Here is a 25,430-nt window from a genome sequence, read left to right as displayed (position 1 = left end):
GAACGCCGATGACGGCGTTCACTCTATTGGACATGAGTTCATCATGGCGAACGCTCGACCGCGGCATCCTTCACGACATCGCCCTGGTCTGCCTCGCCGACGCGGTGGTCGGCGCCTCCTTCGGCGCGATCGCCGTGGGCGGCGGACTGCCCGCCTGGGTCCCGATCACGCTGTCCCTGCTGGTCTTCGCCGGCGGCTCCCAGTTCGCCGCGGTCGGTGTCCTGCTGGCCGGCGGCGGGCCGCTCGCCGCGGTCGCCACCGGGCTGGTGCTCAACACCCGCCTGCTCCCGCTGGGCTTCGCCGTCGCCGACGTCCTGGGCGGCGGCCCGTGGTGGAAGAAGCTGGTCGGCGCCCACCTGCTGACGGACGAGTCCGCGGCCTTCGCGCTGCAGCACCAGGACCCGCGCCGGCGCCGGGCCGTCTTCTGGCTCTGCGGCGTCGCCCTGTTCCTCTGCTGGAACCTCGCCGTCGCCCTCGGCGCCCTGGTCGGCAGCGCGATCGGCGACACCGCCGCGCTCGGCCTGGACGCCGCCTTCCCCGCCGTCCTGCTGGCCCTGCTGCTGCCGCTGCTCGACCGGCGCTCCACCCGCGACGCCGCCCTGATCGGGGCCGCCGCCGCCCTGCTGGCCACCCCGTTCCTGCCGCCGGGCCTGCCCGTCCTGCTGGCCCTGGTCGGCCTGGCACCCGCGATCCGCCGCACCACCGCCACCACCAAGGAGGCGCGCTGATGCCCCTGTTCACCGTCCTGGCACTCGCCGCCGGCACCTTTGCCCTGCGCCTGGCCGGCCCCGCCTTCCGTGACCGGCTGCGGCTGCCGGCCCACCTCCAGGAGCTGCTGTCGGTCGCCGCCCCCGTCCTGCTGGTCGCCCTGCTGGCCACCGCCACGCTCACCGAGGGTCACGGCTTCGCCGGCTGGGCCCGGCCGGCCGGCGTGCTGGTCGGCGGCGTCCTCGCGGTCCGCCGGCTGCCGTTCCCGGTGGTCGTGGTCGCGGCGGCCGCCACCACCGCGCTGCTCCGGCTGTGCGGGGTGGCCTGAGCGGCCGGAGGTCGCGCGCCCGCGGGGCCGCTCTCCGGGGCCGGGCCGCCCGCCCGAGCGATCATCCGCCCGGGAACATATGGTGATCACACCATCACACTCCGCACTTCGGTGCGGTCCGAGGAGAGGACCTCACGTGATCACTGCCCGTGACATCATGCACAGCGGCGCCCAGTGCATCGACGGCGACCAGACCCTGATGGACGCGGCCCGGCTGATGCGCGAAATGGGCGTCGGCGCCCTGCCCATCTGCGGCCAGGACAAGATGCTGAAAGGCATCATCACCGACCGCGACATCGTGGTCCGATGTCTCGCCGAGGGCAAGGACCCGATGACGATGAAGGCCATGGAACTGGCCGGGCACCTGCACTGCGTACGGGCCGACGACGACATCGAGGCCGTGCTGAAGAAGATGGAGCAGCACCAGATCCGCCGGATCCCGGTGATCGACAACGGCAAGCTGATCGGCATGATCAGCGAGTCCGACCTCGCCAGCGGTCACCGCGAGGGCAACCTGCTGACCGACCGGCAGATCATCGAGTTCATGGACAGCATCTACCTCAGCCACTGAACCGGCGTCACCGGACGGCGCGGGAGCCCGGCTCCCGCGCCGTCCTCCCGTCTCAGGCCCCGGCGGGCACCGGCTCGGCGGCCGCCGGCTCCGCGGCCTTCACGACGGCCGCCCGCGGGCTGCGGCGGTCCACCGCCCAGGAGACGGCGGCGACCACGCAGCCGACGGCCGCGAGCCCGGCCCCGACCAGGGTGGGCGAGGTCCAGCCGAGGCCTGCGCCAACTGCGACACCACCGAGGTAGGCGCCCTGCGCGTTGGCCAGGTTGAAGGCGCCCTGGACGGTGGCGGAGGCCAGGGTGGGGGCCGCACGGGCCTTCTGCAGCACGAGGGTCTGCACGGTGGGTACGGTCGCGAAGCCGAACATGCCGATCAGCACCACCGTCAGCGCCGCCGACCAGCGCGCGTGCGCGGTCAGCGCGAACAGCGCGAGCGACCCCGCCGTCAGCAGGAAGGCCGCGCAGATGCTCGGGCGCAGCGCCCGGTCCGCCGCGTACCCGCCGATCGCGTTGCCGAGCGTCATGCCGACCCCGAACAGGGCGAGGACCGGCGTCACCGATCCCTCGCCGAAGCCGGCCACCTCGGTCAGCGTCGGGGTGATGTAGGTGTAGCAGGAGAACAGCCCGGCGCAGCCGAACACGACCGTGGCGAGCGCCGCCCAGAGCTGGCCGCTGCGGAAGGTGGAGAGCTCGGTCCGCAGGCCGGCCTGCGGGTGGCCGGGCAGCGGTGGGACGAGCCGGGCCGTCGCGGCCACCCCGAGCGCGCCGATCGCGACGACCACCAGCATCGCGGCGCGCCAGCCGAGGTGCTGGCCGAGCAGGGTGGCCGCGGGCACGCCGAGGATGTTGGCGACCGTGAGGCCGGAGAACATCACCGACACCGCGCGGGCCCGCAGGTGCGGTGCGGCGAGCTCGGCGGCGGCCACCGCCCCGGCGCCGAAGAACGCGCCGTGCGGCAGGCCGGTGATCAGCCTGGCGACGGCCAGCAGCCCGAAGTTCGGGGCGAGGGCGCAGAGCAGGTTGCCGACGGTGAACAGCCCGGCCAGTCCGATCAGGACGGCCTTGCGGGGCAGCCGGGCGCAGGCGGCGGTGAGCAGCGGAGCGCCGATCACGACGCCGACGGCGTAGAGCGAGATCAGCCAGCCGGCCTGCGGGATCGTCACCCCGAGGTCGTCGGCGACCTGCGGCAGCAGGCCCATCGCGGCGAACTCGGTGGTGCCGATGGCGAAGGCGGTGATGGCGAGGGCGACGAGCGCCAGTGGCATGAGGGGGCTCCGGGGTTCGCCCTGCGGCGGTACGGGGGGAGGGCGATCGCCGGTGACCACCGCTGGGGAGGGCGGCCGCCGGGTCGGGGTCCGTCGGCACCCGGTGCACCGCCGGCCGGCAGTCTACCGGGCGACGGCCGGACGGCCGGCGAACGGAGCAGGTGCGGAAGGTGTCGACGCCCGCAGGGATCCGGTCAGGCCGCGGTGGTGAGGGCGCGGATGCGGTGGAGTTCGCCGAGGATGTCGTCCAGGGTTCGGCAATCCGTCGGGGTGGCGGGCCCGGCCTCGGGCGGGGCCGGGTGGCGGCCGTCCAGGGTGTCGGCCATGGCGTCGAGGGCGGCGGTGACCTGACGGGCCGCCGGACGGCCGGGCCGGGGTGAGCCGTGCTCGATGCGGACGGCGCAGGCGGTGGCGGCGTCCGCGATGCGCTCGGCCCCGGTGGTGACCCGGATCCAGTCGAGGTCGGGACCGGTGGCGAGTTCGGCGGCCGCGCCCTCCGCGGCGGCCCGGGCCTCGGCGAGCGCCCGGTAGGCGGAGCGGCGCAGGTCGGCGCGGTGCTGCCGGCCGGGGGCGCCGGAGAGGACGTGATCGAGGTAGCGGCGGGTGCTGCGCAGGGCGTGGGCGGAGCGGTGGCCGACCCGGGCGCGGGTGTCGGCGAGCCTCGGCAGGTGGCCGGCCAGCAGGACGATGCCGCAGGCCAGGGCGGTGTCGACGAGCCGCGAGGGGGCGGCCTGGCGGTCGCCGGCCGCCGAGACGAAGGCGAGCACGGTGAGCGTGACGACGGCGGTCTGCAGCGCGAAGTGGCGGGCGGCCACCGGGATGAGCGCGCCGGTGAGCACCACGGTCGCGACGGGCAGCCACGGCCGGTCGGTGGCCGCCGTCAGGGCGGCGAAGAGCAGCACGCCGAGGGCGGTGCCGGCGAAGCGGTTGACCACCCGGGAGAACAGCGGGCCGAAGTCGGGCTTGACCAGGAAGGCCGCGGTGACCGGCAGCCAGTACCAGTGCTCGGTGTGCAGCAGCAGCGCTGCCACGGTGCTGACGGTGACGCAGACCGCCACCCGCAGGCCGTACTCCCGGCCGGCCGGGCCCGCCGGGTGGATGCCGCGCGGTCCCTTGGGAGCGGGCGGGCGGATGGGGGCCGGGGCGCCGGCGAAGACCAGGCCGGCGTCGAGGACGGCGCGGTCGAAGGCGGTCCGGGCCGGGGTGTCGGAGCGGGGGGCGGACAGGGCGCCCGGGGTGCCGCCGGCGCGGACGGCCTCGGCGAGGCGCCGCGGGCCGGTGGAGATCCGGGCCGGCAGCCGGGTGCCCTCCCAGAGCAGCGCGACGCTCGCCTCGCACAGCGCGGCCGCGGCGGCGAGGCGGCCGGCGAGCTCGGCCTCCTCGGCGCGGGACCGGCCGGGCAGCCGGATCAGCCGGTGCAGGCGCAGGGCCTGGTCGGCTCGGTCGAGGGCGGCGGTCAGCCGGCGGCGGGCGGGTTCGGCGCCGGGCGTGCCGACGGCGTCCAGGGCGTCCGCGAGCGCGTCGAAGACGGTGGCGACGGCGAGCCGTTCGCCGTGCCGCCGGGGCGGTCGCCGGGTCGGGCGCGGCACCAGGCGCAGCAGTAGCAGCCAGCCGGCGCCGGCCAGGAACGCGCCGGCCCTGGCCCAGCCCGGCAGGGCGAGCGCCATGCCGCCGCCGACGGCGGTGAGGACCAGCAGTTGGAGGGCCGCCGCCGAGCAGACCGGCCCGGCGACGCTGATCGCCCCCGAGAGCAGGCCCACCGTCAGCAGGACGGGCACCGCCCACCAGCCGGCGGCGACGCCGAGCAGCAGGCCGAGGGCGCCTCCCAGGGCCGGGACGCCGATCTGCAGCAGGCCCGCCCGGCGAGTGCCGGGCCGGTCGTTGATGCCGGCGAAGAGCGCGCCCAGCCCGGCGAGCAGGCCGGCCTCGGGCCGGCCGGTGGCGATCCCGGCGCCGAGCAGCGGGCCCATGCCGAGGGCGCCGCGCAGCATGGCGGGCCAGGGTACGGGGGTGTGCTGCCAGCGCAGCGGGTGGGCCAGCCAGTCGGGTGGGCGGCGGGCGGTCCGGGGCACGGGTCTCCTCGGGCGTCTGGCCTGTTCGGCGGTGTTCCCGAGCCTAGCGGGGCGGGTTGTCGGGGCTGCTGCGGGCCGGTTACGCGGGTGTGACGGACCGGCCGCCGGCTCACAGGGTGACGGGGCGGTCGGTCGCGCCGATCGGGGCGGGCAGGTCGGTGGATCCGGTCAGGTAGCGGTCGACGGCGGCGGCCACCGAGCGGCCCTCGGCGATCGCCCAGACGATCAGCGACTGGCCGCGGCCCGCGTCGCCGGCGACGAACACGCCGTCGGCGGTGGTGGCGAAGCCCGCGTCCCGGCTGAGGGTGCCGGCCGGGTCGAGGCCGAGCCCGAGCTGCGCGATCAGGCGGCTGCGCGGTTCGGGGCCGTGGAAGCCGAGGGCGAGCAGGACCAGCTCGGCCGGGACGGTGTGGTCGGTGCCCGGGCGGGGGCGACGGCCGACCGGCTCGGCCTCGGCCAGCCGCACGCCGCCGACCCGGCCTGATCCGTCGTCCTGGAAGCTCAGGGTGACCGCGGCGAACCGGCGCGGATCGGCGGCCCGGGCCGACTCCCTGGCCTCCTCGTGCGAGGCGCTGACCCGGTAGACCTTGGGGTGGACGGGCCACGGCTCGGCCCCGGAGCGGGTCTCGCCGGGGCGCGGGTTGATGTCCAGCTGGGTGACGTCGGCGGCCCGTTGACGCAGCGCGGTGCCCAGGCAGTCGGCGGCGGTGTCGCCGCCGCCGACGATCACCACGTGCCGGCCCTCGGCACTGACGGGGGGCCGGTCGAGGTCGCCCTCCACCACCCGGTTGGCGAAGGTGAGGTAGTCGACGGCCTGGTGGATGCCGGCCAGTTCCCGGCCCGGCACCGGCAGCTCGCGGCGCTCGGTGGCGCCGACGGCGACCACGACGGCGTCGTGCCGGGCCCGGAGCTGGTCGGCCGGCAGGTCGGTGCCGATGTCGACGCCGGTGCGGAACCGGGTGCCCTCGGCCCGCAGCTGGTCGATCCGGCGGTCCAGGTGGCGCTTCTCCAGGCGGAAGGCGGGGATGCCGTAGCGGAGCAGGCCGCCGATCCGGTCGGCGCGCTCGTACACCACCACGGTGTGGCCGGCCCGGGTGAGCTGCTGGGCGGCGGCCAGCCCGGCGGGGCCGGATCCGACGACGGCGACCGTCCGGCCGGAGAGCCGCTCGGGGGGCCGGGGCTCGGCCAGGCCGAGGTCCCAGGCGTGGTCGGCGACGGCGACCTCGATGTTCTTGATCGTCACGGCGTCGCCGCCGTCGACGGCGAGCACGCAGGCGCTCTCGCAGGGGGCCGGGCAGAGCCGGCCGGTGAACTCGGGGAAGTTGTTGGTGGCGTGCAGGTGCTCGGCGGCCTGGTGCCAGTCGCCGCAGGAGACCAGGAAGTTCCAGTCCGGGATGAGGTTGCCGAGCGGGCAGCCGCTGTGGCAGAAGGGGATGCCGCAGTCCATGCAGCGGCCGGCCTGCGAGCTGACGATCGGCAGCGGCTGCCGGACGTACACCTCGTCCCAGTCCCGTACGCGTTCCTCGGCGGCCCGGCGTTCGCGCAGCACACGCGGGGTGGTCAGGAAGCCCTTCGGATCGGCCATCGGCCGCCTCCGTCGTCCGCACCGGTCGCGCGCCCTGTACCTGTGGCCGGACGGTGGGCGTGGACGCGCGTCGGGCCGGTCCCGTGCCGCGGCGGCCGACGGTCGGGCCGCGCGTGGCGTGTCAGGCCACCTTACGTCCGTTCCGGCCGGTATTCGATCGGTCGCGGCGGGGGCGGTGCGGCGGCCCGCCCGTACGGGGCCGCCGCGGTCGTTACCGCTGGTCAGGCGAGCGGTCGGCAGAGCAGCGCGTCCGAGACGCCGCCGTGGGTCCAGCGCCAGGTGTAGGCGACGCCGGCCAGGTACTCGCCGTCGGCGCACTGGCCCTTATACGAGCCCGGCGCCCAGTCGCTGCCGGTGGAGCCCCCGCCGGCGGGCCGGTTGTCGCCGTGGTCGAACCAGACGTTGTGGCCGCCGGTGGGCAGGGCGGTGGCCGAGGGTGCGCAGAGCAGCGCGGACATCGCGCCGCCGCGCACGCTGTAGCCGACGGCGAAGCTCCGGTCGGGGCACTGGAGCTTGTTGTAGCCGACGGCCCAGTCACCGCCGGTCACGTACCGCTCGTCGGTCACCACGAGGTAGGGGGCCGAGGTCCTGGCCGGTGCGCCGGCGTCGGTGCACAGGGCCCGGCCGCCGCCGCGGCCGAGGGCGGCGAGCCGCTGCGTGTCGGGGCAGCTGCCCTTGCGGGCACCGCGGTCCCAGTCGGGCCGGGCGAGCATCCGGGCGGAGGCGTCGAGGTCGGTGTGGTCGAGACCGAGCATGTTCCAGCGGTCGGCGCGCGGCACCGGGCCGGTGCGGCCGGGGGTGTCGACCAGGCGGTGCCAGTCGGCGGCCCGCCAGTCGCCCGGGTCGTCGACGGACAGCCGCGTCCCGGCGCTGTCGTACGAGAGCAGGGCCCAGCTGTCCAGCGGTGCGCCGTCGCGGGTCCAGCCGACCAGGGGCCAGAACGCGAAGTCGGTGTCGTTGGCGACCAGGAGGTCGGTGAACCGGTCGAACCAGGCGCGTTCCTTCGGGTCGGCGGCGCCGCGTCCGCTCGCGCCGAACTCGCTGATCCACACCGGCGCGGTGAAGTGCTCGCCGGCGCGGGTGACGAACAGCGCCTGCTGGTCGACGACCTGGGCGAGTTGGGCGGGGGTGAGGTCCTGGTAGCGCGGGTCGTGGGTCTCGCCGAGGCCGGTCGCGCCGCTGTGCGCTGGGCCGGTGTAGGCGTAGAAGTGGGCCGCGTACACCAGCTTGCCGGACTGGATCAGGGTGTGCGAGAGGTTCTGCACCGGGGTCAGCATCGGTCGGCCGTGCGGCAGTCCGTCGAGCGGGATGCCCTGCCAGTTGATGCCCTCCATGACGATCAGCAGGTCGGGGTCGGTCTGCAGGATCCGGTTCCCGGCGGCCTCGAAGGCGGCGTACGCGTCGTGGGTGTCGCCCCAGCCCCAGTTGGGGTCGTCGAAGGTGTCGCGGCGGATCTCGTTGCGCAGGTCGGCGCCGACCACCCGCTTGTCGGCCCGGTAGCGCTCGGCCATGAACACCCAGTCGGCGATCCACTGGTCGGTGGACTGGCCGCTGTTCCAGCGTTCGTTGCCGTCCAGGCCGCAGCACCAGCGGGAGGTGGTGGTGTGGTTGTTGAGCACGACCGCGAAACCGTCCGCGGTGAGCGCCGCGACGACGGCGTCGAACACCTGGAGGGGGGTCTTGCCGCGCAGGTGGGGGTTGGCGGCGACGGCCGCGTCGGGGACGGGCGCGGTGTCGTGGATCAGGGCGTTGGAGAAGGGCAGCCGGATGCTGTTCAGGCCGAGGGTGCGGAAGTCGCCGAGGATCCGGGCGATCGGGGCCCGGTCCAGGCCGAGCGGCATGTTCTCGGCGTTCTCGCCGTGCGCGTGGGCGGCCGGGTCGTGCGGGTCGCCGCTGCCGGTCCAGGTGCCCTGGGCGCCTTCCCAGTTGCCGGACTTGAGTTTGAAGCGGACACCGGTGGCGTCGACGACGTAACGGCCGCTGGTGCTGAGCGGGCCGGTCCAGCTCGCCGCGAGCCGGCCGCCCGCGGTCGGGGCGGGCCGGTCCGTGGCCTCGCCGCTCCCGGCGGAGAGGGCCAGCAGGGTGGCGAGCGTCGCCAGGACCGAGAGCGTACGGGTGAGCACCTTGTTCATGGCCGTCCCGAGGGTGGTGGGGGATGATCGAATGTGATGCTCCTCGTTCGGCTACCCGAAGGTAACGTGACGATTATTCACATGGATCCCCAGCCGGGCCAAGAGTGTTGACGCGGTCAGAAGGTGATGGCCGCGCCCTCCACGGCCGCCGGCCGCGCGGTGTACCTGACGTCGTGCACGGTACGACCGGCCGGATCGATGAGGGTGATCCGGCCTCCGCTGTTGCCGAGCGTCAGGCCCTCGCCGGTCGCCACGGTGAGGGTCGCCCCCGGTTCGAGCCGCTGGGCGGGCAGCGCGAGGCGCCGCTGCCGGGCGTCGGCGAGCTGCCAGTGCGCGAGGTCCACCGCGGCCGGGGAGGTGTTCACCAGGGTCACGGTCTCGGCCTGCCGGTCGGCGCCGGGCGGGTTGACCAGAGCGGCCAGGATCCGCAGCGCCCGGACGGCCTCCCCGGGGCCGGCGGGCCCGGTGGGCACCCCGTCCAGAGCGTGGCCGGTGACGTCGTCGGTGTGCCAGGACTGCGACTGGAAGGCCAGGAAGACCGCCACCCAGCGGTCCTGCGACGGGATCCGCAGCAACAGCGCTCCGTCCTGCCGGACGCCGTCGTCACGGCGGTGGCTCGCCGCGTTGCCCTGGTTCATGTGCACGTCGTGGACGCCGTTGCCGGGCAGGAAGCCGAAGACCTTGTCGGGCAGGTGCGGCTCGCTCGGCCAGCGCTGTCCGAAGACGTACACGGTCGCGGCGGTGTCGGCGAGCACCCGCAGCACCTGGCGGTCCAGCAGGTCGGCCAGGTCGTTGTCGGCGCCCGGCAGGTCGGGCGGCAGCCGGCGCAGCGCGGCCGGGTCGAACAGCGCGTCGCGGACGAAGTCGAGGCCGCCGCCGCCCGGCCGGGAGGACAGCGGCGTCCAGCCGGAGGCGACCGGCGGCAGCCGCCGCAGCAGCGGGTGCCGGAAGTCCTCGTCGACGACGTGCAGCAGCTCCGAGGGCGCCTGGTCGGAGAGCACGTTCACGGCGGCCCGGTAGTCGGTGCCGCCGGCGTCGCGCAGGTGGAGCTGGTAGTGCGGGGTGTCGCGCCCGCCTTCGCGGCGTCGCGCGACCACTCGGGCGGCCAGCACGCCGTAGTGCTGCAGAGGCATCAGTCGTCCTCGCTGGTGGGAGGGCCGGGCCGGGGCCCGTTCGGTCCTCGGGGACCTTTCCCGTTCAACGAAGTTCGCTACCTTGCGGCTGTGCGGCGTTCGGGTGACAGCTCGGCGGCGTCCGGGAGTCGGCGCGGGGCGCGGCGGCCCACACCGACCTCGACCGCCAGCCCGGCCAGCGCCTGCGGCGCACCCGCCTGGCCCCGGATGCCCGGGAAGGCGTTGATGTCGACGATCAGCGGCCGGCCGGCCACGTCCAGGACGTCGACCCCGTAGACGTCCAGCCCGAACGCCTCGCCCACCGCGAGCGCCAGCGCGGCCCAGCCCGCCGGCAGCCGGGCGATCCGCTGGTGCGGCAGCGGGGGGCCGTCGGCCAGCTCGGAGCGGCGCAGTTCGGCGAAGACCTGCCCCGCCACCACCCACAGTTTGTGGTCCCAGCCGTCGCCGGGGGCGAGGTCCTGGACCACGAGCGGCTCGGCCGGGCGGCTCGCGGCCAGCCGGGCCGCCTCGGCCGGGGTCGTGACGCGGGCGACCAGATCGCCCTTGCGGCTGTACCGGCTCTTGACCACCAGCGGACCGCCGACCGGCAGCCCGTCCAGGGTGGCGGTCCGGGTCGGGGCGAACGGCAGTGCGGCCTGCCGGGCGTGGTCGGCCATCAGCAGCCGGTCCTGGCAGAACGCGGTGGCGCCCGCCGAGTTGAGGACCGGTGCACCACTCGCCTCCAGGGTCCGCGCCAGGGCGAGCGCCGCCGGGGTGCGCGCCTTGAGCAGGTAGACCGCGGCCGGTTCGGCGGGCGGGGCGGCCCCGGGCGCCAGGGTCTCGACCGTGTGGCCGCCCGCCCGCAGCAGGCCGGCCGTACCGGCGAGCAGCGGGTGGCCGGGGTCGGGCGTGATCAGCCCGACCCTCACAGCCCGCCGCCGATCCCCAGCGGGGAGGCCACCAGGCGCGGGGTGGGGACGGACGGCCAGGACGAGCCGGTCCCGGCCAGCCGGACCACGGCGTCGGCCACCGTGTCCACGGCGTCCGGCACCTGGCGGAAGCTCGGGAAGTCGTTGACGTCGACCACCACCGGCCCGTCCGGGCCGAGCAGCACGTCCACCCCGTACAGGTCGAGCCCGAACACCTCGCCGACCTGCGCGGCCACCGCCGCGACCTCGGCGCTGAGCGTGACCGGCCGTTCCCGGTGCGGATGGTGAGGATGCAGCGGCGAGGTCCGCTCGGTGGCGAACAGCTCGCCGCCCGCGCAGTAGACCTTGAGGTCGACACCGGGGTTGGCGATGTACGGCTGCGCAATCAGCAGCCCCTCCCCCGCGAGTTCGGCGGCCAGCGGCGGCAGCTGGTCGGGCCGCTCGACCAGGTGCACGGCCCGGCCCGAGCTGCCGTCGGCGGGCTTGACCACCAGCGGGTAGTGCTCGTCGGGTATCAGGGCGAACTCGGCCGGGTCGGCGGCGGCCCAGGTCTGCGGCACGGGCAGGCCGTGGTGGGCCGCGATGATCGCGGCCTGGGCCTTGTCACGGACCGGGCGGATCGCCCGGGCGTCGTTGACGGTGGTCAGGCCGAGCCCGGCCGCGGCCTCCAGCAGGCCGAGGCCCGGGCCGCCGGACACGGTCTTGAGGACCCACGCGTCGTGCTGTCCGGAGCGGATCAGGGTGCCGAGGTCGAGCAGCGAGCCGCCCGGCCGCAGGACGTCCACCCGGTGGCCCCACTCGGTCAGTCTGCGCACCACGTCCAGTGGCATGCCGTCGTTCCGGTAGTGCTCCTCGACCAGGAAGCAGAACCTCATCCCGTACAACTCCTGTCCCCCCGCGAAGGCCGCGGCGCTGGTGTAGCGCCTCAGGATGCCACGGATCCGGCGGCCAAGATCGCGCGGTGGGTCCCGGAACGGCCACAGCCCGGTCACAGCTGTGGGTGCCCGCTCCCTGACGGAGTGTTTGCGCCCGGCTCCCCCGAACTCGTCGGCTTCGTGCACCAACGGCCCCCCGTTCAGGGCCCGGCGGCCGCTCGCGTGGCCCGCAGCGGATGTCCCGGGAGCGGCCCCGGGCCGGCTGCGGACGGGTCCGTGCAGGCCACAGCCCTGTCACAGCCCTCGGAACGGCGGCCGGGGCCCATTACCCTCTCTTGGGAAAGCCTTTCCCCGCGGGGAGGGGACCCGGGTACCGAAGGAGGGGCGGTGCGCGAATTCGTCGGACCCGCTCCGGCGCCGAGCGCCGCGACAGGCCGGTCCGGCCCGCGCGGCACGCTCCGCCCGGCCGGGTTGCACGACCTCAGGGACCGGCCCGCGCCGCTGGCCCTGCGCTACCCCCCGGCCGACCTGCTGGTGGTCTCCGGCCTGCCCGGCAGCGGCAAGAGCACCCTGCTGCGCCGGTGTGCCCGCGCCCGGGTGATCGACTCCCAGCACGTGCGCGAGCAGTACCAGGCCCGGCTGCCCGCCCGGCTGCCGTACGCGCTCTACCGGCCGCTGGTACGGCTCAGCCACTACCTGCGGCTGCGCCGGGCGCTGCGCGCGGGCGGCCCGCTGCTGGTGCACGACTGCGGGACGCTGCCGTGGGTGCGCGGCTGGCTGGCCCGCACCGCGGCCCGGCAGGGCCGCGCGCTGCACCTGGTGCTGCTCGACGTCAGCCCCGCCGAGGCCGCCGAGGGCCAGGCCGCCCGGGGCCGGCGAGTCTCCGCGTACGCCTTCGGCCGGCACCGCCGTGCCACCGGCCGGCTGCGCGAGCGGCTGGCCGGGGCGGGCGGTCCGCCGGCGGGCTGCGCCTCGGCGGTGGTACTGGACCGGGCCGGGGCGCTGGACCTCCAGGACATCGAGTTCACCGGCTGAGCGGCCGGCTCAGCGGGCGTGCACCTCCAGGAAGGTGCGCACGGCCGACTCCAGTGCGCCCTCGATCCAGGCCGGCTTCAGGCTGGTGTGCTCACCGGCGAAGTGCACCCGGCCCTCGACGGTCCGGGCCGCCGGGTGCAGCTCGTGCAGCTGGCCGGGGGTGAACATGACCGCCTCGCCGAGCGCGTAGCGGGCCCGGGCCCAGGACTGGGTGGCGCCGACCCCGGTGAACTCGCTGCGCACCTTCGGGCCGAACAGCCGCTCCATGTCGTTCAGCGCGAAGGCGTAGCGCTCGCCCGGGGTGAGCGAGTCCCAGCGCATCGCGTCGTCCGACCAGGTGTAGGAGGCCAGCACCACGCCGCCGGGCGAGCCCTCGGGAGCGTGCGAGGGGAAGTAGGTGAAGCGGCTGGCACTGTCGGAGACGCAGCCGCCGCCGGTGAAGCCGTTCGGGCCCTGCTCCCAGAACCGGGTCTTGAACTCCAGCAGCACCTTGGTCGCGGAGTCGTAGTGCAGCTCGTTGACCGCGCGCCGCTTCGGGTACGACATCAACGGCTCCACCGAACAGAACCGCAGGGCGCTGAACGGGACGGTGACGATCGCGTAGTCGCCCTCGAAGGTCTCGGTGGGCTCGATCGGGCCGCCCTCGTAGGACTCCTCGCCGCCGCTCTCGGCGGTGGTCTCGATCCGCACCCCGCCGCCGGTCTGCACCAGCCTGGTCATCCGGCGGCCCATCCGCAGGTCGTTGCGCAGGGGCGCGGCGAGTGCCTCGGTCAGCACGTCGGTGCCGCCCTCCAGCTCCCAGTAGCGGTTCTTCGGGCTGATCACGGCGTGGTCGATCAGGGTGGGCACGATCGAGTAGTGCAGCCGCGAGGTCATGTTCTCCAGGGTGCCGGCGGCCTGAATGCGGTTCAGGTCCCAGCCGGCCTCCTCGACCAGGAAGCGGTGGGTGGAGTGGTCTCCGTACCTGCGGAAGATCGCGGTCCAGGCGGCCAGCTTCTCCTGGATGCTGCCGTCGGCCGGCACGGTGACCTTCTCGAAGGCCCGGTCGACGGCGGCGGACACGGTGGTGTCCAGGTCGGCGCCGAAGGTGCGGTTCACCGCGGCGGGGTTGCGGGCGTAGTCGGCCCGGCTGGTCTGTTCGCCGTTGACGGAGATCTTCGTCCGGAAGTTGGCGGTCGGCGGCTTGAACGAGGTGGCGGCGGTCGCGCCGTTGCTCCAGGTCTCCCCGGTGAACGAGCGGTACTCCACCGGGGGGACGGCGCCCTCGGCCCGGGCCCCCGGGGTGACGTCCGCGTTGTAGAACAGCCGGCGCCGCAGGCCCAGCTTGTCGGCGAGGGCGAGCACCAGCGGGTGGAAGTCCGGCAGCCGCATCGCACCGGCCTCGGCGTGCAGCCTCGGGTCCGAGAAGATCCCCCGGAAGGTCTTCACCCGGCCGCCGACCCGGTTCCCGTTGGCCTCGATCACCACCACCTGGTGGCCGGCCCGCTTGAGCAGGGTCGCCGCGGTCAGACCGGCGACCCCGGCGCCCACGATCAGCACCTTCTTCGCGGCGGCGCGCGGCGGCAGCTGACCGTCGATCAGGATCCTCAGGTAGTCCAGCGTCAGATCGCGCTTCTCGTCGTCGCCGACCATCAGCATCTTGCGGGCCAGGTCGCGCGCGGTCGCCTCGTCCGCGCCCCCGCCCGCCCCGGTCCGGACCGCCGGCCGGTCGAGCACGGTGGCGCCCGCGAACCCGGCGGCCCCCGCCACCGCCGCGGCTGCGGCGGCCGACCCGATGACCGCACGGCGGCCGATCCGCGGACCGGTTCCTTCAGGTACCTGAGTGGGGGACAACTCCATGAGAACTCCGTCGGTTATGTGGTCGGACAACACCGGAGCCAACGGATGTGACCCGTCCTGGGCACGCCTGGGCAGAACTTTTCACCCTTCGGGAGGGTTATCCGGCCCGATGTCACCCGGCCGGGCGCGGCGGACAGGGTGAGCTGCGCGCGCGCCGCCCGACGCGCCCGGCGCCGCTCGCTACTGTGCTGCCCATGCCCACTCCCCACCCCGAGCGCGGCCCCCGCGCGCGTCGGCTCGCCGACCGCCTGACCGCGCAGTACCGCACCCCGATCGAGCCGCAGTACGACCAGGGCAGGCGGTGCTGGACGCTGCGCTGGTACGACGGGCCGCCGCTGGCCGCCGTACGGGCCGCTCTCGGACAGCTCGGGCCGGACGCCGAGAGGATGCTGGTGCGCCGCGACCTGACCACCCGCGCCCTGGCGCTGGCAGCCGTCCGGGAGACCAGGGCCGGCGCCATGCACCGCTGGGTCGGCAGCTGGGGCCAGCGCTACCACCTGGAACAGATCCTCGCCGACCGGCCCTACCCCGACCGGACGGACGGGCCCCGCGAGGCCGCGATGCTGGACCGCCTGCTGGCCGCCGCCACCGCCGAGCACGGGCGCTGGACCCACCCCGACGAGAACAAGGCCTTCGAGCTGATCGCCCGGCACGGCATCGCCTGGCTGCTGCCCGAGGACCGGCTGGCCGGCCCGCAGGACCACGACGGCCTCGCACTGGACCCGCTGGAGTACCTGACGGCCCGTTACGCCACCGGGGTGCACCGCGCCGCGTGGGAGACCGCCCTCGCCACCATGCCGCTGCGGGCCGCCGTCACCGCCGCCCGCGACGACGCCGAGCCGACGCCGGACGCGGCCCGGGCCGCCCTCGCCCTGCTGCCCGCCCTGCGCTCCCAGCTCACCGCCGACCTGGACCGCACCCAGGACCGGCTGAACCGGGCGGCCGCGCCGGTGTGACCCGCCGTCGGCCGGGCCTACAGCCCCGCGTCGCGGGCCAGCAGCGCGGCCTGGACCCGGTTGTCGCAGTGCAGCTTGGCGAGGATCCGGCTGACGTACGTCTTCACGGTGGCCTCGCTCATGTGCAGCCGGGCTCCGGCGTCCGCGTTCGACAGACCCTCACCGAGCAGCTCGACCACCTGGCGCTCGCGTTCGGTCAGCACCGCCAGCCGGGCGCGGGCCGCCTCGCCCCGGGCGCCGGCCGACCCGGCCGCCAGGCTGTCGACGATGTGCCGGGTCGCGGCGGGCGACAGGAAGGCGTGGCCGGTGGCGGCGGCCCGGACGGCCTGGATCAGCTCGGCCGGTGCGGTGTCCTTCAGCAGGAATCCCGCGCCCCCGGCGCTGATCGCGCGCAGCACGTTCTCGCGCTCGCCGAAGGTGGTGAGGATCAGCGCCCGGGTGCCGGGCGCGGCGCGCGGCAGCTCGGCGAGCGCGCTGAGACCGTCCAGCACCGGCATCTGGATGTCCAGCAGCACCACGTCCACCGCGTGGGTGCGGGCGAGTTCGAGCGCCTGTCGGCCGTCGGCGGCCTCGGCCACCACCTCGATGTCCTCGGCGGAACCGAGGATGAGCCGGATGCCGGCCCGGATGAGCGGCTCGTCGTCGGCCACGAGGACCCTGATCACTGCGGTCTCCTGTACTGCCCGGATCCGTACCGGCCGAATCCGTACCGGCCGGATCGTTGACCCCTACACCTTCGCACGGTAGTGCTGCTTGTCGATCAGCAGGCCGTCCCGGAAGCAGAACCGGACCACGTCCTGGGTGTCGATGCCGCTGGTGTCGTCGGTGCTGAACCAGCGGCAGTCGGCGTCCGCCGGCGGCTGCGGTCCGGTGCCCTCGTACCCGCTGGTCAGGAAGTCGCTGCCGGCGGGCAGCCGGTCGAGCACCTCGTCCTCGGGGGTGCCCACCGCGATCTCCTCGTACAGCGCCACCGGGACGGTCGAGTTCTCCACCGAGTCCGCCAGTTTGACGCCGCCCCAGGTCACGACGCCGGCCGAGACCAGCAGCACCACCGCCGCGCCCACCGCGCAGCCCACCACCGGGCCGCGGCGCGCCACCGGCAGCGGCTCGGGCTGCGGCAGCCAGAGCCCGTCGTCCTCGGCCGGCGCGCGGCCGGTGCTGTCGTACGGGAGCAGGCCGGCCAGCCGGTAGCCGCCGTCGGGGGTGGGGCCGGCGTGCACGATGCCGCCGAGCAGCCTGGCCCGCTCCCGCAGGCCGGTGAGGCCCTGACCACCGCTGACCGCCGACGGCGGCTCACCGGCCGGGCCGTTGACCACCTCGACCACCAGGGTGTCCGGCTCGTACCGCAGCGACACCGCGATCGGGGCGCCCGGCGCGTGCTTGTGCGCGTTGGTGAGCCCCTCCTGGACGATCCGGTACGCGCCGTGGCCGGTGGCGGCGCCGAGCGGGCGCGGCTCGCCGTCCCGACGCAGTGTCACGTCGGTGCCCGCGGCGCGGGACGCGTCGGCGAGCCGCTCCAGCGTGTCCACCCCGCCGGCCTCGGGGACGGTGTCGTCGCGCAGCAGGCCGACCACCTCGCGCAGCTCGCGCATCGCCCCGGTGGCGGCCTGCCGCAGCACGCCGACGGCCTCCCGCTGACCGCCGGTGAGGGTGCGGTCGACCTCCAGGGCGCCGGTGTGCACGGCTATCAGGGCGAGCTGGTGGCCGAGGCTGTCGTGCATGTCCTGGGCGATCCGGTGGCGTTCGCGCAACCGGGCCTGGTGGGCGACCATGCTGCGCTCGCGCAGCAGCTGTTCGTTGCGCTCGCGCAGCGCCCCCAGCAGGGTGCGGCGCTGCGCCAGGTACCGGCTGACCACGGCGGGCAGGACGGCCAGCATCATGAAGGTGACCAGCACGATGGCCAGCTTGGCCGGCGGCGGCAGGGTCTCGGTGTCCACCCCGAGCACCGTCGCGGCCATGGCCAGGAACGCGGCGGCGAAGAACGCCGTCAGTGGCGCCGGGCGCAGGATCCGGCGGCCGCCCGACCAGCCCGCGACCACCAGGACCGGCACGAAGCCGGCCATCCAGCCGGCCCCGCCCGCGGCGAGCACCACGGCCGGTCCCGGCAGGCCGCGGCGCAGCAGGAAGAGGATCGCGGTGACGGCGCCGACGGCGGCGGCCCGCGGGGAGCCGGCGTCGTCGATGCTCTCCAGGCCGGCCGACAACGCGCCGAGCGCAAGCGCGGAGACGCTCTCGCGGACCAGCACGCGGCGGGGCCAGGGGCCGGGCAGGGCGCGGTGCAGCAGGGCGCGCGGGGTCGGCGGGGCCAGGGCCCGGACGGCCCTCCTCGGCAGGGCACGGATCTCGGGTCTGGCCAGGCTGGTCGGTGTCACGGGGACTGAGGGTAACCGGGCGCGGAGTGCGGCCGCTGTCGCGGTTGGTCGTCGGCGGTCGCGACGAAAGTCGTCGGTTGCCGGCCGCGCCGGCCGGCGGCGGGGTTCAGTCCCGGCCGGCGAGCAGCAGGGCGACGTCGTCGGCCCGGTGGGAGGAGCCGCGGGCGTCGCCGACCAGCCGGTCGGCCAGCGCCTCCAGGCTGCCGGTGAGGTCGTGCGCGAGCGAGGAACGGAGCCGGTCGATGCCCTGTTCGATCGGGCTGCCGGGGTCCTCGACCAGGCCGTCGGTGTACAGGGCGAGGACGGCGCCGGGCGGGATCAGGAACTCGGTGACCGGGAAGTGCACCGCCCGGTCGATGCCGAGCAGGGGGCCGCCGTCCAGGGCGAGGACCTCGGTCCGACCGCCCGGGTGGCGCAGCAGCGGCGGGAGGTGTCCGGCGCGGACACCCTCGGCTCTCCCGGTCGCGGGGTCGATGCGCAGCAGGCAGCAGCTGGCGAGCAGCCCGGCGTCGAGGTCGAGCAGCAGTTGGTTGGTCCGGGCGAGTACCTCGTCCGGCGCGCTGCCGCCGCTGGTGAAGGCCCGTACGGCGCTGCGCAGCTGGCCCATGGTGGCGGCGGCGCCGACGTTGTGGCCCTCCACGTCGCCGATCACCAGGCACAGGCCCATCGGGGTGGTGACGGCGTCGTACCAGTCCCCGCCGATCTCCATGCCCTGGGTGCCCGGCAGGTAGCGGGCGGCGGTGGTCAGGCCGGGGACGGCGGGCAGCCGGTGCGGCAGCAGGGCCTGCTGGAGGCCGCGGGCGAGGGCGAACTCGGCGTCGTACAGACGGGCCCGCTCCAGCGCCTGGGCGATCAGGCCGCCGAGCGCGGTGAGCACGGACCGTTCCTCGGCGGTGAACACCCGGGCGTGGTCGAAGCCCAGGATGCAGCTGCCGACGGGGTGGCCGGAGGCGATCAGCGGCAGAAAGGCCCAGGCGCACATCTCGTCCCTGGGGATGCCCGGGTAGGCGGCCAGCAGCTCGCGGGGGGATTCGAAGAAGATCGGGGCGCCGCTGCTGAACACCTCGGTGCCGGGCAGCCGGGAGCGGATCGGTATGCCCTCGAAGGAGTCGAGGAAGCCGGTCGGGTAGCCGCTCTGCGACACCAGGTGCATCCGGCTGTCGCGGGCCAGGTAGAGGGCCAGCTCCTGGCCGCCGAAGCCCGGCAGGATCTGCTCGATCACGCACTCCGACACCTCGCGCACGGTGACGGCCTCGGTGAGGGCGCTGGCCAGCTGCAGCAGGTGGTAGAACGCGCCGGGGCGGGGCGGTGTGGCGGGCGGCGCCTCCGGCAGGGCGTCCACGTGCTCGCCGCTGGGCGCCGCGGGCACCACCCGGCCGGTGACGCCGTACGAGTCGGGGTACAGCGAGAACGCCAGCCAGTGGTCGGGCGGCCGGCGGGCCAGGAAGGCGGTCGGCTGCTGGGAGACCATCGCGGCCCGGTAGCGGTCCTCGTACACCGGGTCGGTGAGCCAGGGCAGCACCTCCCAGGGGTTGCGGCCGATGAGCTGGGACCGCCGGGCGCCCAGGTGCAGCTCGGCGCTGCGGTTGACGTACGCCACCCGGCCGTCCGGGTGGAGGGCGAACACGCCGTCACGCAGCCGTTCCACGGCGGCCGCGGCGGCGGCGCCGGCCGTGCTGTCCAGGACGGTGACCACCAGATGGGCGGAGCCCAGCGGCACCCGGCCGCGCAGCTCGACCGTCCGGTAGCCGCCGCTGTGGTCGCGGACCCCCACCTGGCGGCTGAACGGCCGGCCGTCCCGCAGGGCGGCCCGGGCGGCCGCCCGGAGCGGGCGGACGTCCTCCGGGGCCAGCCGCGCGACCAGGGTCGCCCAGCGTCCGTCGAACTCCTCCGGGCCCAGGCCCAGGATCCGGCCGAGCTCCTCGTCCGCACTGAGCCGGCCGGTGGCGGGTTCCCAGTCCAGGCTCCCGATCAGGGTCGCCGGGTCGGTCGGCGGCGGCAGTCGCAGGACCTTCGGCTCCGGCCCGGCCACCACCTCCTCCCCGAACGCCGCCAGCCCGCCCGCCAGCCGGTTGGCGACGGTACGCAGCTGCCGCCGGATCCCCGGCGGCGGACCGCCCGCCGAGCCGGGCCACAGCAGCATCAGCGCGCCGTACCCGTGGTCGGCGGCCGCCAGCGGGATGGAGGCGCTGGCGTAGGAGTACGGCAGCCCGACGGCCATCCGGGGGAACCGCCGCATCGTCTCCTCGGCGTCGGCGAGGATCACGGTGCGGCCGGTGCGGTACGCCTCGGCGGCGGGCAGCGGCGCGGCGACCGGGATCCGCCGGAACCCGTCGATCACGTGCAGCGGGATGCCGACGACGGTGCTCAGCACCAGCGAGCGGTGGTCGGGCGAGCGGAGATAGACCACACCGCCGTAGGCGGAGGTGCCCCGCACGGCCCGCAGCAGCGAGTCCGCGAGCAGCCGGTCGACAGCCTCCCGGGACGGCGCGCGGGCGCCGGCGGCCCGTGTCGCTCCGGTCTGAGCGGTGGAAGCCGGCGGGCCGTGCTGGTCCGCCGACACACCCTGTCGCATGTTCTTCTCTGTACGCCGGGCCGGTGGGGGGTGTCAAACCGGGGACCTCGAAGCGGCACCGTCCGGGGGCCACCCCGCCCGGTCGGCGCACGACCCCCAGGGGAGCGGGCGACCCACCGGCGGGGCAGGGCGCCACCTGCCCCGAACCGACCGGCCCCGACCGCGACACCGCACCTCCCGACCCCGCGCCGTTCCCCGCTCCCCCGATCACCGACCCGCCCGGCCGGCGCACCACCTCAGGGGCGCGGGGAACGGCGCGAAACGGGAGACGGACCGCCCGCAGCCGGGCTCAGCCGCCCCGGGTGAAGGCCTCCGCCGTGGCGAGCTCCGTTCCGGCCCGGGTGCGGGCGGCCTCCAGGTACTGGTAGGCGTCGGCACCGACCGGTACCCGCAGCGGGCCGTCCGCCGCCGCGACGAGCCGCAGGACCAGGGCGGCGAAGTCCTCGGGCCGCCCGAGGTCGGGGTTGTGGGCCATGCCGCGGACTCCGTCGCGGGTCTGGTCGACCGCTGCGCCGCGGTAGGCCGGGATGCGGGTGGCGGCCTCGGCGGCGGAGCTGCCGTAGCGGGTGCTGAAGCCGCCCGGTTCGAGCACGGTGACGCGGATTCCGAACGGCTCGACCTCCGCGGCCAGGGCCTGGCTCATGCCTTCCAGGGCGTGTTTGCCGGCGACGTAGGCCCCCATGCCGGGGAAGGACAGCCGGCCGGCGATGGAGGAGACGTTGACGATGTGGCCGCCGCGCCGTTGCCGCATGCCGGGCAGCACCAGGCGGGCCAGCCGCCAGGGCGCCACCGCCAGGACCTCCAGCTGCTCGCGCAGTTCCTCGTCGGAGACCTCCTCCACCGCGCCGAGCAGGCCGGTGGCCGCGTTGTTGACCAGGACGTCGATGCCGCCGAGGCGTTCCTCGGCGATCCGGACGGCTTCGGCGCACTGGCCGGGGTCGCGGATGTCGAGGGCCGCGACGGTGACCCGGTCGGGGTGGGCGGCGGCGAGGTCGTCCAGGGTGGCGGGTTTGCGGGCGGTGGCGAGGAGGGTGTCGCCGGCGGCGGCCACCGCCTCGGCCAGGGCGGCCCCGAGTCCGGACGAGCATCCTGTCACCAGCCAGCGGCGTGCCATGGTGTCCCCCTGTTGTCGTCCCGCTGTGATCAGGCCTCCACGGTAGAGAGGCCGCGCCCCGCGTGCCCAGGGTCCGGCACCGGCGGTGGGGGCGCGCGGTCGCGCACCGGCGCTCGCTCCTCCCGGCCCGTGCGCCCGATCCCTCGCGCACGCCCCCCGACGCTCTCCCGGGGGTCGGCTGACGACGGGTTACCCGGTCGCTCCGCCATCCGGGCCACTCGGCGTCCGCCGCGGGTTCACCGCACCACCCTGCGGGGATCATCGCCCGGTATGACTATCGGATCATCGGTCAGGCATCGCCGGATACTCATCCCCTTCGCCGCCGCGCTTCTCCTCGCCGCCGCCACCGCCTGCGCCGGCCCGCCCGCCGCCGACCAGGCCGCCGCACCGCCCGAACGCACGCCCCGCTCCGGCGACCCGGCGCCCCCGGATCACCACTCCGCCGTCCTGCCGGGCCGGGCCGGTCAGGAGGAGGACAACGCCCAGGCGGCCGTCGCCCGCCAGGCGTCGGTCCGCGGTCAGAAGCTGGCGGCCGCGCAGCGCTGGGGCCTGGCGGCCCCGCCGCGGACGGCCCCGCCACCGCCCGGGACCAGACCGGCACTGATCGCCGGCACCAATGTGCTGCTCCACGACGGGGTGCCGCCGGTCGTCTACCGGGTGCCCACGGACCAACCGGTGGTCTTCCTGACCATCGACGACGGGGCGGAGAAGGACCGGGAGCTGGTCCGGATGCTGGACGACCTGAAGATACCGGTCAGCATCTTCCTCTCCGACTACCTCGCCCGGGCCGACTACGGCTACTTCCGCGAACTGCAGGAGCAGGGCGCCGGCATCAACAACCACACCATCAACCACCCCGACCTGCGCAGACTCGACGCCGCCCAGCAGCAGCAGGAGATCTGCGGCCAGCAGGACCGGCTGGAGCGGGAGCTGGACACCCGGCCGGCGCTGTTCCGCCCGCCGTACGGCGAGTACACCGACGCGACCCTGCAGACCGCCGCGGGCTGCGGGATACGGGCGATCCCGCTGTGGACCGAGGAGGCCTTCCCCGACCGCATCGAATGGCGCTACGACGACCAGCGGCTGCACCCCGGCGACATCATCCTGACCCACTTCCGCGCCCCCGGCGCCGACTGGCAGGGCACCATGGCCCAGATGCTCCGGCGGGTGATCGACACCGCCACCGCGCAGGGCTTCGCCCTCGCCGGGCTCGACGACTACCTCTGACCCGCACCACCGACCGCGCCGGTCCAGCATCCGAACCACCCTCCCCCGGAACCGGCCCGGCGTGATCGACTGGTGCCTCCCTACCGAAGGAGGCACCGGTGCTGCCCTCTGTCGACGGCCTGGTCTTCGCCCCGGTCGCCCGCGCCGAACACGGCGAGGTGGACGGCTCGACCCGCTTCGCCTACCACGAGCAGGACGGCGTGGTGCGGGCCTCCTACAGCGGCGGGGAGATCGTGCACGGCCGGCTGGTCGGCACCCGCTCCGGCGACACCCTCGACTTCCGCTACGTCCAGCTCAACCGCAGCGGCGAGACCAGCAGCGGACACTGTGTCAGTCTGCTGTCCCGGCTGCCCGACGGACGGCTGCGGCTGGACGAGACCTGGCGCTGGGAGTCCCGCGAGGGAAGCGGCACGAGCGCCGTCGAGGAGGTGCTGCCGGGCCCGCGCCGGAGCGGCCAGGACGCGATGTTGACCCGTCAGTAGCTCCTCCCTATGCTCGGCTGTCGCCGCTCGGTGCCGGCCCCCGGACACCGGCCGTTCCGGCCCGTCCGGGCCCAGGAAGGACTCCCGATCAGCGTTCCGTCCGTGCCTCGGACCGTCACCCGCCGCCGGCTGCTCACCTACCTGGTGGCGGCGCCCGCCCTCGCGGTCGGCGCCCAGCTCGCCGACGACCCGCAGCCGGCCGAGGCCCTGCCGGGCGTCCCCGACCTGGTGGACCTCGGCGACGCGCTGATCCTGGCCGGGCTGCCCACCGCCCACCTGCTGGTGCTGACGGTCGCCGAGACCGGCCGGGTGGTGCTGGAGCTCCCCCGCGCCGAGGTCGGCCAGGGCCTCACCACGGCGATCGCGATGCTGGTCGCGGACGAGCTCGACGCCCGGCTCGCCGACGTCGACGTCCCGCTCTCCAAGGCCCGGCCGGAACTGCTCTTCAACCAGCTGACCGGCGCCTCCAACTCGGTCCGCTCGCTCTACCACCCGGTCCGCGCGGCCGCCGCGGCGGCCCGTGCCCGCCTGGTCACCGCCGCCGCCCGGACCTGGGGCCTGTCCGCCGCCACGCTTCGCACCGAGAACAGTGCGGTGATCGCCCCGGACGGCCGCAGCGCCTCGTACGCCTCCCTCGCCGTCGCCGCGGCGGGCATCACGGTGCCGGAGGTGTCCACCGCGCCGAAGCCCGCGGATCGCCGCCGGCTGGTCGGCCGCCCGACCGGGCGGATCGACGCCCGCGACCTGGTCACCGGGAAGGCGAAGTACGCGGGCGACCTGGCCGTGCCGGGCGCGGTGCCGACCGTGATCGCCCGCCCGCCGACCATCAACGGCACGGTCCGCTCGTACGACGCCGCGGCCGCCCTGGCGATGCCCGGGGTACTCGCGGCCGTCCGGGTGCCGAGCGGTGTCGCGGTCCTGGCCGAGACCTTCGACCAGGCGCTCAGGGCCAAGGCCGCGCTGACGGTGGACTGGCGGCCCGGCCCGGTCGCCGCCCTCTCGGACCAGGACATCAGGGCCCGGCTGAGGGCCGCCCAGCCGCCGTTCGTGGTGCCGCCGCTGCTCAGCCTGACGGTCGACGCGGAGTTCGACTTCGCCTTCGTCGGCCATGCCCCGATGGAGGTGCTGACGGCCGTCGCCGACGTCCGGTCCGACCGGGCCGAGCTCTGGTTCGCCTCGCAGTCCCCGATCGTCGCCCAGCAGACCATCGCGGCCGAACTCGGCCTGCCGCAGGACGCGGTGACCGTCAACGTGGTGCGGGCCGGCGGCTCGTTCGGACGGCGGCTGTTCTTCGACTGCGCCCTGGAGGCCGCCCAGGTCTCCCGGGCCGCGGGCCGCCCGGTCAAGCTGATGTGGACCCGCAACGACGACACCCGGCACGGCCGGATGCGGCCCGCCAGCCACCACCGCATCCGCGCCACCCACGCGCTCGGCCAGGTCCTCAGCTACGAGCACCGGGTCGCCACCGTGCAGACCGACTTCCGGCACGGCCTCGGCGAGGCACTGACCGCCGCCGGATTCGGCCTCCAGGCCGACGGTCTGAGCCTGTCCCAGGCGTTCTTCCTGCTCACCGAGAAACTCCCGTACGAGCTCGGGGTCTCCACCCAACTGCTCGCCGAGGTCCCGCTGGAGATGCACACCGGCAGCTGGCGCTCCGTCTACTCCGGGCTGGTCCGGGTCGCCGACGAGATCATGGTCGACGAGATCGCCCGCGCCCTCGGGCAGGACCCGGTCGCCTTCCGGCGGGCCCGGCTGAGCGGTTCCCGCGGCCGGGCCGTCCTCGACAAGGCCGCACAGGCCGGTCAGTGGGGACGGCCGATGCCCGCCGGACACGCCCAGGGCATCGCCTTCCACGACGAACACGGCTCCAGCGCCGCGTGCCTGGTGGAGATCGACGCGACCGACCGGGCCGCCCCCCGCGTCACCAAGGCCGTGATGGCCGCCGATGTCGGTCTGCCCGTCAACCCGCGCGGACTGGAGGCCCAGCTGATGGGCGCCGTCATGGACGGCATCTCCGTCACCCTGCAGGCCGGACTGCACATCGACGCCGGAGCCGTCCGCGAGGGCAGCTTCGCCGACTTCCACTACGCCCGCCAGCGGCACAGCCCCACCACGCTGGAGGTGCACCTGATGCCGCCCACCGGCGACCCCGGGGGCGCCGGCGAACTCGGAGTCCCGGCCGCGGCCGCCGCCGTCGCCAACGCCTACGCCCGGGCCACCGGCACCAGGCCCCGCAGCTTCCCGATCAACTTCTGAG

The 25,430-nt window shown here is 75.4% G+C and carries 20 protein-coding genes; 8 read left to right on the top strand and 12 right to left on the bottom strand.

Translation table 11 applies throughout. The features are described 5' to 3' along the window. The first annotated feature begins 32 nt into the window (after positions 1–32). From OG871_RS34655 to OG871_RS34645, 3 genes are all read left to right on the top strand, one after another. The gene (locus OG871_RS34655; RefSeq protein ID WP_371502258.1) at positions 33–728 is read left to right on the top strand and encodes an AzlC family ABC transporter permease; all 696 of its coding nucleotides are present in this window, start codon (positions 33–35) and stop codon (positions 726–728) included. After that, the gene (locus OG871_RS34650) at positions 728–1,036 is read left to right on the top strand and encodes an AzlD domain-containing protein (RefSeq protein WP_371502257.1); all 309 of its coding nucleotides are present in this window, start codon (positions 728–730) and stop codon (positions 1,034–1,036) included. Before OG871_RS34655 ends, OG871_RS34650 begins: the two co-directional genes overlap by 1 nt. 136 nt (positions 1,037–1,172) lie before the next feature. After that, positions 1,173–1,607 carry a CBS domain-containing protein gene (locus OG871_RS34645; RefSeq protein ID WP_371502256.1) on the top strand — a complete coding sequence of 145 codons (435 nt, stop codon included), beginning with the start codon at positions 1,173–1,175 and terminating at the stop codon, positions 1,605–1,607. 52 nt (positions 1,608–1,659) lie between these two features. On the opposite strand, the gene OG871_RS34640 is transcribed toward OG871_RS34645, so the two are convergent. The 7 genes from OG871_RS34640 to OG871_RS34610 all read right to left on the bottom strand — a co-directional run bounded on the left by OG871_RS34640 (position 1,660) and on the right by OG871_RS34610 (position 11,573). Beyond that, positions 1,660–2,868, bottom strand: coding sequence for an MFS transporter (locus OG871_RS34640; RefSeq protein WP_371502255.1), 1,209 nt, complete (start codon positions 2,866–2,868; stop codon positions 1,660–1,662). A gap of 194 nt (positions 2,869–3,062) precedes the next feature. After that, positions 3,063–4,940, bottom strand: a complete 1,878-nt coding sequence (locus tag OG871_RS34635) for an FUSC family protein (protein WP_371502253.1) — start codon at positions 4,938–4,940, stop codon at positions 3,063–3,065. Positions 4,941–5,049: 109 nt separating this feature from the next. Beyond that, positions 5,050–6,525: a glutamate synthase subunit beta gene (locus OG871_RS34630; RefSeq protein ID WP_371502252.1), complete on the bottom strand. Its 1,476-nt coding sequence runs from the start codon at positions 6,523–6,525 to the stop codon at positions 5,050–5,052. A 221-nt stretch (positions 6,526–6,746) separates the two neighbouring features. Further along, positions 6,747–8,657 (bottom strand): glycoside hydrolase family 5 protein, encoded by a 1,911-nt coding sequence (locus tag OG871_RS34625; protein WP_371502251.1) that lies wholly within the window; start codon positions 8,655–8,657, stop codon positions 6,747–6,749. A gap of 116 nt (positions 8,658–8,773) precedes the next feature. Further along, on the bottom strand, positions 8,774–9,790 hold the full coding sequence (locus tag OG871_RS34620) for a DUF2278 family protein (RefSeq protein WP_371502250.1): 1,017 nt from the start codon (positions 9,788–9,790) through the stop codon (positions 8,774–8,776). A 77-nt stretch (positions 9,791–9,867) separates the two neighbouring features. Beyond that, positions 9,868–10,698: a RimK family alpha-L-glutamate ligase gene (locus tag OG871_RS34615; RefSeq protein ID WP_371502249.1), complete on the bottom strand. Its 831-nt coding sequence runs from the start codon at positions 10,696–10,698 to the stop codon at positions 9,868–9,870. Next, positions 10,695–11,573 (bottom strand): RimK family alpha-L-glutamate ligase, encoded by an 879-nt coding sequence (locus OG871_RS34610; protein WP_371502248.1) that lies wholly within the window; start codon positions 11,571–11,573, stop codon positions 10,695–10,697. The genes OG871_RS34615 and OG871_RS34610 overlap by 4 nt, the downstream gene beginning before the upstream one ends. Positions 11,574–11,960: 387 nt before the next feature. Between OG871_RS34610 and OG871_RS34605 the strand changes: the two genes are divergently transcribed. Further along, positions 11,961–12,608, top strand: coding sequence for an AAA family ATPase (locus OG871_RS34605; protein WP_371502247.1), 648 nt, complete (start codon positions 11,961–11,963; stop codon positions 12,606–12,608). Between the two features lie 9 nt (positions 12,609–12,617). Here the strand turns inward: OG871_RS34605 and OG871_RS34600 are convergent, their stop codons facing one another. Beyond that, on the bottom strand, positions 12,618–14,447 hold the full coding sequence (locus tag OG871_RS34600) for a flavin monoamine oxidase family protein (protein WP_371502246.1): 1,830 nt from the start codon (positions 14,445–14,447) through the stop codon (positions 12,618–12,620). Between the two features lie 194 nt (positions 14,448–14,641). Here OG871_RS34600 and OG871_RS34595 point away from each other — a divergent pair, with 194 nt between their 5' ends. Further along, on the top strand, positions 14,642–15,403 hold the full coding sequence (locus OG871_RS34595) for a hypothetical protein (RefSeq protein WP_371502245.1): 762 nt from the start codon (positions 14,642–14,644) through the stop codon (positions 15,401–15,403). A 17-nt stretch (positions 15,404–15,420) separates the two neighbouring features. Here the strand turns inward: OG871_RS34595 and OG871_RS34590 are convergent, their stop codons facing one another. The 4 genes from OG871_RS34590 to OG871_RS34575 form a co-directional block, all read right to left on the bottom strand. Continuing rightward, complete coding sequence (locus tag OG871_RS34590; protein ID WP_371502244.1) at positions 15,421–16,068, bottom strand: response regulator; 648 nt, start codon at positions 16,066–16,068, stop codon at positions 15,421–15,423. Between the two features lie 63 nt (positions 16,069–16,131). After that, positions 16,132–17,775 carry a sensor histidine kinase gene (locus OG871_RS34585; RefSeq protein WP_371502243.1) on the bottom strand — a complete coding sequence of 548 codons (1,644 nt, stop codon included), beginning with the start codon at positions 17,773–17,775 and terminating at the stop codon, positions 16,132–16,134. Between the two features lie 106 nt (positions 17,776–17,881). After that, a complete protein-coding gene (locus tag OG871_RS34580; RefSeq protein WP_371502241.1) occupies positions 17,882–20,350 on the bottom strand; it encodes a SpoIIE family protein phosphatase in 2,469 nt (822 codons plus the stop codon). A 289-nt stretch (positions 20,351–20,639) separates the two neighbouring features. Continuing rightward, on the bottom strand, positions 20,640–21,464 hold the full coding sequence (locus OG871_RS34575; protein ID WP_371502239.1) for an SDR family oxidoreductase: 825 nt from the start codon (positions 21,462–21,464) through the stop codon (positions 20,640–20,642). A gap of 270 nt (positions 21,465–21,734) precedes the next feature. On the opposite strand from OG871_RS34575, the gene OG871_RS34570 reads away from it, so the two are divergent. From OG871_RS34570 to OG871_RS34560, 3 genes are all read left to right on the top strand, one after another. Further along, positions 21,735–22,691: a polysaccharide deacetylase family protein gene (locus OG871_RS34570; protein ID WP_371502238.1), complete on the top strand. Its 957-nt coding sequence runs from the start codon at positions 21,735–21,737 to the stop codon at positions 22,689–22,691. Between the two features lie 98 nt (positions 22,692–22,789). Then, on the top strand, positions 22,790–23,173 hold the full coding sequence (locus tag OG871_RS34565) for a hypothetical protein (protein ID WP_371502237.1): 384 nt from the start codon (positions 22,790–22,792) through the stop codon (positions 23,171–23,173). A 102-nt stretch (positions 23,174–23,275) separates the two neighbouring features. Next, positions 23,276–25,429, top strand: coding sequence for a molybdopterin cofactor-binding domain-containing protein (locus tag OG871_RS34560; RefSeq protein WP_371502236.1), 2,154 nt, complete (start codon positions 23,276–23,278; stop codon positions 25,427–25,429). Position 25,430 lies beyond the last annotated feature (1 nt).

The organism is Kitasatospora sp. NBC_00374, assembly GCF_041434935.1.
Classification (GTDB): domain Bacteria; phylum Actinomycetota; class Actinomycetes; order Streptomycetales; family Streptomycetaceae; genus Kitasatospora.
This window is presented reverse-complemented; position numbering and strand designations above follow the sequence as displayed.

What these genes read in the sequence shown, in the direction of transcription:
- OG871_RS34655 (WP_371502258.1), top strand. Translation starts at nt 33, where the DNA reads ATGAGTTCATCATGGCGAACGCTCGACCGCGGCATCCTTCACGACATC.
- OG871_RS34650 (WP_371502257.1), top strand. Translation starts at nt 728, where the DNA reads ATGCCCCTGTTCACCGTCCTGGCACTCGCCGCCGGCACCTTTGCCCTG.
- OG871_RS34640 (WP_371502255.1), bottom strand. Translation starts at nt 2,868, where the DNA reads ATGCCACTGGCGCTCGTCGCCCTCGCCATCACCGCCTTCGCCATCGGC.
- OG871_RS34630 (WP_371502252.1), bottom strand. Translation starts at nt 6,525, where the DNA reads ATGGCCGATCCGAAGGGCTTCCTGACCACCCCGCGTGTGCTGCGCGAA.
- OG871_RS34625 (WP_371502251.1), bottom strand. Translation starts at nt 8,657, where the DNA reads ATGAACAAGGTGCTCACCCGTACGCTCTCGGTCCTGGCGACGCTCGCC.
- OG871_RS34620 (WP_371502250.1), bottom strand. Translation starts at nt 9,790, where the DNA reads ATGCCTCTGCAGCACTACGGCGTGCTGGCCGCCCGAGTGGTCGCGCGA.
- OG871_RS34610 (WP_371502248.1), bottom strand. Translation starts at nt 11,573, where the DNA reads ATGAGGTTCTGCTTCCTGGTCGAGGAGCACTACCGGAACGACGGCATG.
- OG871_RS34600 (WP_371502246.1), bottom strand. Translation starts at nt 14,447, where the DNA reads ATGGAGTTGTCCCCCACTCAGGTACCTGAAGGAACCGGTCCGCGGATC.
- OG871_RS34595 (WP_371502245.1), top strand. Translation starts at nt 14,642, where the DNA reads ATGCCCACTCCCCACCCCGAGCGCGGCCCCCGCGCGCGTCGGCTCGCC.
- OG871_RS34580 (WP_371502241.1), bottom strand. Translation starts at nt 20,350, where the DNA reads ATGCGACAGGGTGTGTCGGCGGACCAGCACGGCCCGCCGGCTTCCACC.
- OG871_RS34575 (WP_371502239.1), bottom strand. Translation starts at nt 21,464, where the DNA reads ATGGCACGCCGCTGGCTGGTGACAGGATGCTCGTCCGGACTCGGGGCC.
- OG871_RS34570 (WP_371502238.1), top strand. Translation starts at nt 21,735, where the DNA reads ATGACTATCGGATCATCGGTCAGGCATCGCCGGATACTCATCCCCTTC.